Origin of the sequence: Acinetobacter sp. AKBS16, assembly GCF_002899995.1 — a bacterium.
In the GTDB taxonomy this organism is placed as follows: domain Bacteria; phylum Pseudomonadota; class Gammaproteobacteria; order Pseudomonadales; family Moraxellaceae; genus Acinetobacter; species Acinetobacter baumannii.
Genome location: NZ_POYH01000065.1, coordinates 51,880 through 57,965, shown reverse-complemented (window position 1 = coordinate 57,965; position 6,086 = coordinate 51,880). Strand labels below are relative to the sequence as shown.

Below are 6,086 nucleotides of genomic sequence, written 5' to 3'. Positions count from 1 at the left end.
GTACAGCTCAGTCGACTTTTCAGGTGGGCGGAAACACAGGTACTGCCATTGGTCCATTATTAGCAGCATTATTAATTGTTCCATTTGGACAGCATGCAGTTGCGGGCTTGGTGATATTTGCACTTTTAGCGATTTGGGTTTTATTTGGTGTCAGCCGCTGGACAGTAAACCATGCTAAAAGTCAGGTGGTTACACGTGCTACGCAAGCACATACCAAATTGCATGGCCGTAAGCTCATTATCGCCTTAGGTACAATTAGTGTATTAATGTTTGCTAAATTTACTTACATTGCCAGCATTAGTAACTATTTTACTTTTTATTTAATTCAAAAGTTCCATATCAGCATTCAAACAGCTCAATTACACTTATTTGCCTTTTTGGCAGCTGTGGCTGTAGGTACATTTGCGGGTGGCCCAATTGGCGATAAGATTGGCCGTAAAGCTGTGATCTGGGTTTCATTTGTTGGCATGGCGCCGTTTGCATTAATGATGCCATATGCAAACTTGTTTTGGACAACGGTTTTCTCAATTATTGCAGGTTTGGTGTTGTCATCTGCTTTTGCAGCGATGGTGGTTTATGCACAAGAAGCTGTTCCGGGCCGTGTAGGCATGATTGCAGGTTTAATGTTTGGCCTTATGTTTGGGGTAAGTGGTATTGCCGCAGCGGGCTTAGGACATTTAGCGGATATTAACGGCATTGAATGGGTATTTGGTTTATGTTCATTGTTGCCATTACTTGGTTTTGCAACAGCACTTTTACCAAACACAAAAGTTAAATAAATGAAAAGACTCTCAGCCATATTCAGCTGAGAGTCTTTTTAATATGAACATAGCCTCATTAGAAAGACTATTTTTGAACACCAAACTTAAATACGGTAACACTGTTATAAGTTTGATTTGGGTTTAAACGTGTAGACGGGAAAGCCGGTTGATTCGGGCTGTCTGGAAAATGCTGTGTTTCTAATGCTAGTGCGTCTGCTTGTCGGTAGAGTACGCCATTTGCGCCAACAATATTTCCTAATAAATGATTGGCTGTATACATTTGAATGCTTGGTTCAGTAGTTAAAACCTGCATTGTTCGTTTAGATTTTGGGTCAACCACAATAGCTGCAAGATTTAATTTCCCTTGAGTCTTTTGATTAATTACCCAAGTTTGGTCATAGCCATATCCATAGGCCAATTGCTGATTATTCGCTCGAATATCTTTCACAATCGCCTTAGGCGTTCGAAAATCAAAAGGTGTACCTGCAACTGAAGCAATTTCACCTGTTGGTAAAGAGTTTTGATCGGTTACCAATATACGGTCTGCATTGAGTTGTACCACATGATCTAGCACGCCATAAGGATTGTTCCCTGCACCTGATAAGTTGAAATAACTGTGGTTGGTGAGGTTGACGACTGTAGGCTGATCAGTTTTGGCTTTATATTCAATCTTAAATTCATTTTGCTCTGAAAGACTGTAGATTACTTCTACATCTAATTTTCCGGGAAAACCTTGATCACCATTTGGACTGGTTAACTTCAGAGAAGCTTTAACAGTCTCACCTTTAGAAATGAGGGGTTTAACTTGCCAAACACGTTTATCAAAACCAGGATTGCCGCTATGTAATGAGTTCGGGCCATTATTTTTTTCGAGGTTATACGTTTTCCCATCTAAGCTAAATTTAGCATTACCAATCCGGTTCGCATAACGACCAATTAATCCGCCAAAATGAATACCTTCCTTGGTATCAGTGACTTCATAGCCTTTTAAGTCATCAAAGCCCAAAACGATATTATTTTGTTTGCCTTGGGCATCGGGAGTCAAGATTTTTGTAATTACACCACCAAAACTAATAAAAGATACCGAGACTCCATTGTTATTACTCATGGTGTATAGATCAACTTTTTGGCCGTCTTGAGTCGTACCATATGGTTTTACATTTAACGTTGCTGCATTGGTAAGTTGTGCAAAGCTATAAACCGTAACACCTAAAATTGCTAATTTTTTCATGCTTATACTCTATTTTGTAATAGTAAGACTGGATGAATATAAGATTGATTTTTCATCTTTTTAAAGAGGTTTTTATTATATATAGTGTTAATAATAATCGATCAGTTAATGCTGAGTAGTGAACAGTCGATACCATTTAGGGTTATAAACAAATTAATTTTATTAGCAAACTTCAGCAGTAAGCTATTTTTATGAATCATCCTAATTCAATTTTAAAATTTTCACTTGGTCTAAGTAGTCTCTCGTTTGATGTCGACAGCCAGCACATTCACCTTGAGCAGGGCTTAGGTTTTATTAATTCAAAAAGTATTAGCAATAGTGTTATTGATGAGCTTGCGATTGAAAAGATGATTTATTTTATTGAAGAAATCATCGAGTCGCAGCCACTCAGAAATCTCAATATAAATGGTATAGCCGTTACGGCTGATACCGCCATGGCACAACTGAGTAAGTTATTTTTTAGTGCTAAAAAGCAAATCAGCCGTATCGAGCTTGAGCATGGATTTAATGATTTTATTGAGCGTTTGAGTTACTACACGAATCAAGTAGCCCCAGATCAGCTTTATATTTTTATCTACTTTGTATTTATTCGAGAAATGATGCATCACTTACGAGTTGAGGAAATTCAGATCCTTTAAGAAATGATTTCTCAGCCTGCCAATTCATCATGAATCCAGTTTAAAAATAACTCAATTTTAGGAATAAATTGGTGGGTTCGTGGATATACCAAGTGATGAGCAGAGATAGGAATCGATAGCTCATCTGCAAAAACTCTAACCAACTTTCCAGATTCTAAGTAATTTTGAGTGAGTAAATTACTTTCTAAAACAAAACCTAGCCCGTGTGTGGCTGCCTCAAGTGACATATAAGAGCGGTCAAAACTCAAAGTGTAGGGAAATTCAGGAATGCTTAAACCCTGATGGGCAAACCATTGGGGCCAAGTCACTAAGGTTGAGCGCGATAAAATCAGATCTTTCTTTAATAAATCTTGAGGTTTATGCACAGGACTACGTTCCAGTAGCTTAGGGGACGCAAGCACTTCAAGCTTTTCATTACGAATGGTTCTGATTTCTACCCCTGTCCAGTTGGGTAAACCATGACGAATATCAATATCGATCTTATCGCGGGTAAAGTGCAAATTTTCATATGAACACGATAGGTTAACCTGAATCATGGGGAACTTTTCTTTAAATGATTCAAGGCGAGGGAGCAACCAAAGTAAACCAAAACTTGGGGATGAATGAATATATAAACTGTCTTTAGGGCTTTTATCGGCAGCTTTTTCAGTGGCTAACATCAGATTATGCAAAATGGTGGTGACATCTTGAAAATAGCGTTCACCTGAAGGCGTAAGTGTCACACCACGGGCGCCACGAATAAATAAACTCTGCCCAATCATTTCTTCAAGCTTAGCAATTTGGTGACTCACTGCCGAAGGGGTGAGATTTAAATTCTCTGCTGCCTTAGCAACATTGCCAAAACGGGCAGTTTGCTCAAAAGCCTGTAATGTTTTAATTGATGGCATCTGGTTGAAATTGTTTTCACTGCTATCCATGAAATGATCCGTTTTTATCCCTAAAACTTATTTGAAAATAGCATAGGCATGAATTTTTTTCATGCCTTGTTGAATTCGACATGATTGCTGGGCTTTGTGAAAAAAGGGATTCTAAGTCAGAACTCAGGAAATAAAGCGTAAAAGAGGATTCAACATGTTACTACAAGGAAAAGTGGCATTAATTACGGGTGCAGCATCAGAACGTGGAATTGGGCGAGCAACCGCAGAAATCTTTGCACAACAAGGTGCCAAAGTCATTATTGTTGATTTAGATCTTGCTCAAAGCCAAAACGCTGCAAAGGCGCTTGGCGAAGGACATATGGGTCTTGCTGCCAATGTTGCAAATGAAGAGCAGGTCAAAGCTGCTGTTGAACAAGCGCTACAGCACTATGGAAAGATTGATATTTTAATTAACAATGCGGGCATTACTCAGCCTATCAAAACACTTGATATTCAACGCAATGACTATGACCGTGTTTTAGATGTCAGCCTACGCGGAACACTGATTATGTCGCAAGCGGTTATTCCATCTATGAAAGCAAACGGTGGTGGAAGTATTGTCTGTCTATCATCAGTTTCAGCACAACGTGGTGGCGGTATCTTTGGCGGACCGCATTATAGCGCTGCAAAGGCAGGCGTGTTAGGTCTGGCAAAAGCGATGGCTCGTGAGTTTGGTAGTGACCAGATTCGTGTAAATTCTCTTACTCCCGGTCTAATTCAGACTGATATTACTGGCGGTTTAATGAATGATGACCGTCGTCACGATATTTTGGCAGGTATTCCGCTTGGCCGTTTAGGTAAAGCACAAGACGTTGCAAATGCAGCACTATTTTTGGCAAGTGATCTATCAGCTTACTTAACTGGTGTCACACTCGATGTAAATGGTGGCATGCTGATTCATTAATGCTTGTCATTTAAAAACTAAAAATAGAATGATGGTCACAAGAGGATACTGTGGCCAAATGTAAAGGGATTCGCATGATGGATACAGTATTTTCATCTGAAGTAGATACAACGGTTCGTAAATCGGCGTATCGAAAAATTGCATTTCGGCTCATGCCATTTTTAATGCTTTGTTATTTTTGTGCCTATTTAGATCGGGTAAATGTGGGTTTTGCCAAACTCCAAATGATGAGCGATTTACAGTTTAGTGAAGCTGTATATGGGTTAGGCGCAGGGATTTTCTTTATTGGTTATTTTCTTTGTGAAGTACCAAGTAACATTGTACTTCACAAGGTAGGCGCAAGACGTTGGATTGCCCGTATCATGATTACATGGGGCATTTTGTCAGGCTGTTTTGCCTTTGTTCAAACCGAATGGCAATTTTACACCTTACGTTTTTTGCTTGGTGTTGCTGAAGCCGGCTTGGCTCCGGGATTATTGCTTTACCTCACTTATTGGTTCCCATCTTACCGCCGCGCGCGCATGACCGTACTTTGGTTTATCGCGATTCCAATTTCAGGAATGATTGGTGGACCACTTTCAGGCTTAATCATGGACCGAATGAGCGGCGTACATGGCTGGTTTGGCTGGCAGTGGATGTTTGTAATTGAGGCCATTCCCACAGTGCTTGTCGGCTTGCTTGTACTTGCTGTTTTAAAAGATTCAGTTCAAGACGCCAACTGGCTAACCCAAGACGAAAAAAACTTGGTGAAGCAAGAGCTTGCTCAGGATAACCAGCACAAAGAAGGCCACGGTAGTGTTAAAGAATTTATCGCAGATAAACGGTTATGGCTACTGGCAGGTATCTACTTTTGTGTCGTGATGGGGCAATACGCAATTACATTTTGGTTGCCAACTCTCATTCGTAACTCAGGTATTAGTGATAACTGGCATATAGGTTTGCTCACAAGCCTGCCTTATATGTGTGCCATTGTGGTCATGATTTTGGCGGGGCGTAGCGGTGACCATTTCCAAGAACGCCGCTGGCACTTAATTATTCCGATGTGTGCAGGTGCTATAGCACTCACATTTGCGACTTTATTCGCTTCAAATCTAACGCTCTCTTTAATTTGCCTTTGCATCGCAGCCTCAGGTGTGCTGACAGCATCCTCTTTATTCTGGATGTTACCGACCAACTTTTTGGGTGGTGTTTCCGCAGCAGCAGGTATTGCAGCCGTCAATAGCTTTGCCAACCTTGCCGGATTTTGCTCGCCGTATTTAATTGGTTGGATTACTACTAACACGGGTTCAAATGCAATCGGCATGTTCTTAATCACAGCAGTATTAATTTTCGGTGCCAGTCTGGTTCTGCGTGTTCCGGCAAAACTGGTTAATCGTTAATAAGGAATAGTAAATGACAATGTTAAATGTTGATAAAGCAGACCAAATTGCCGAGTTGCAACAACGTGCCTACCACATTCGCCAACATGCTTTACGTATGGGGCAAGTACAAGGCCAAGGCTATGTTGGACAAGCTTTAGGTGCAGCAGATCTACTGGCAGTATCTTATTTTCATGCCATGAAATATCAGCCTGAAAACCCTGAATGGGAAGGCCGTGACCGTTTTTATCTTTCTATTGGACATTATGCAATTGCA

The 6,086-nt window shown here is 40.4% G+C and carries 6 protein-coding genes and 1 pseudogene; 5 read left to right on the top strand and 2 right to left on the bottom strand.

Annotated elements, in window-relative coordinates; translation table 11 throughout:
* Positions 1-779, top strand: a 779-nt coding sequence (locus C1642_RS19225; RefSeq protein ID WP_228153849.1) for an MFS transporter, incomplete at its 5' end; no start/stop codon positions are given.
* 67 nt (positions 780-846) lie between these two features.
* Here the strand turns inward: C1642_RS19225 and C1642_RS11840 are convergent.
* Positions 847-1,992 (bottom strand): aldose epimerase family protein, encoded by a 1,146-nt coding sequence (locus tag C1642_RS11840; RefSeq protein ID WP_103236370.1) that lies wholly within the window; start codon positions 1,990-1,992, stop codon positions 847-849.
* Between the two features lie 191 nt (positions 1,993-2,183).
* Here C1642_RS11840 and C1642_RS11830 point away from each other — a divergent pair, with 191 nt between their 5' ends.
* Positions 2,184-2,630 carry a hypothetical protein gene (locus C1642_RS11830; RefSeq protein WP_103236369.1) on the top strand — a complete coding sequence of 149 codons (447 nt, stop codon included), beginning with the start codon at positions 2,184-2,186 and terminating at the stop codon, positions 2,628-2,630.
* A gap of 11 nt (positions 2,631-2,641) precedes the next feature.
* On the opposite strand, the gene C1642_RS11825 is transcribed toward C1642_RS11830, so the two are convergent.
* Positions 2,642-3,517, bottom strand: a complete 876-nt coding sequence (locus C1642_RS11825) for a LysR substrate-binding domain-containing protein (RefSeq protein WP_086372225.1) — start codon at positions 3,515-3,517, stop codon at positions 2,642-2,644.
* Between the two features lie 184 nt (positions 3,518-3,701).
* Between C1642_RS11825 and C1642_RS11820 the strand changes: the two genes are divergently transcribed.
* From C1642_RS11820 to C1642_RS19220, 3 genes and pseudogenes are all read left to right on the top strand, one after another.
* A complete protein-coding gene (locus C1642_RS11820; protein WP_103236368.1) occupies positions 3,702-4,451 on the top strand; it encodes an SDR family NAD(P)-dependent oxidoreductase in 750 nt (249 codons plus the stop codon).
* Between the two features lie 77 nt (positions 4,452-4,528).
* Positions 4,529-5,830 carry an MFS transporter gene (locus C1642_RS11815; protein ID WP_000381882.1) on the top strand — a complete coding sequence of 434 codons (1,302 nt, stop codon included), beginning with the start codon at positions 4,529-4,531 and terminating at the stop codon, positions 5,828-5,830.
* 19 nt (positions 5,831-5,849) lie between these two features.
* A pseudogene (locus tag C1642_RS19220) lies at positions 5,850-6,086 on the top strand (transketolase); the annotation flags it as partial.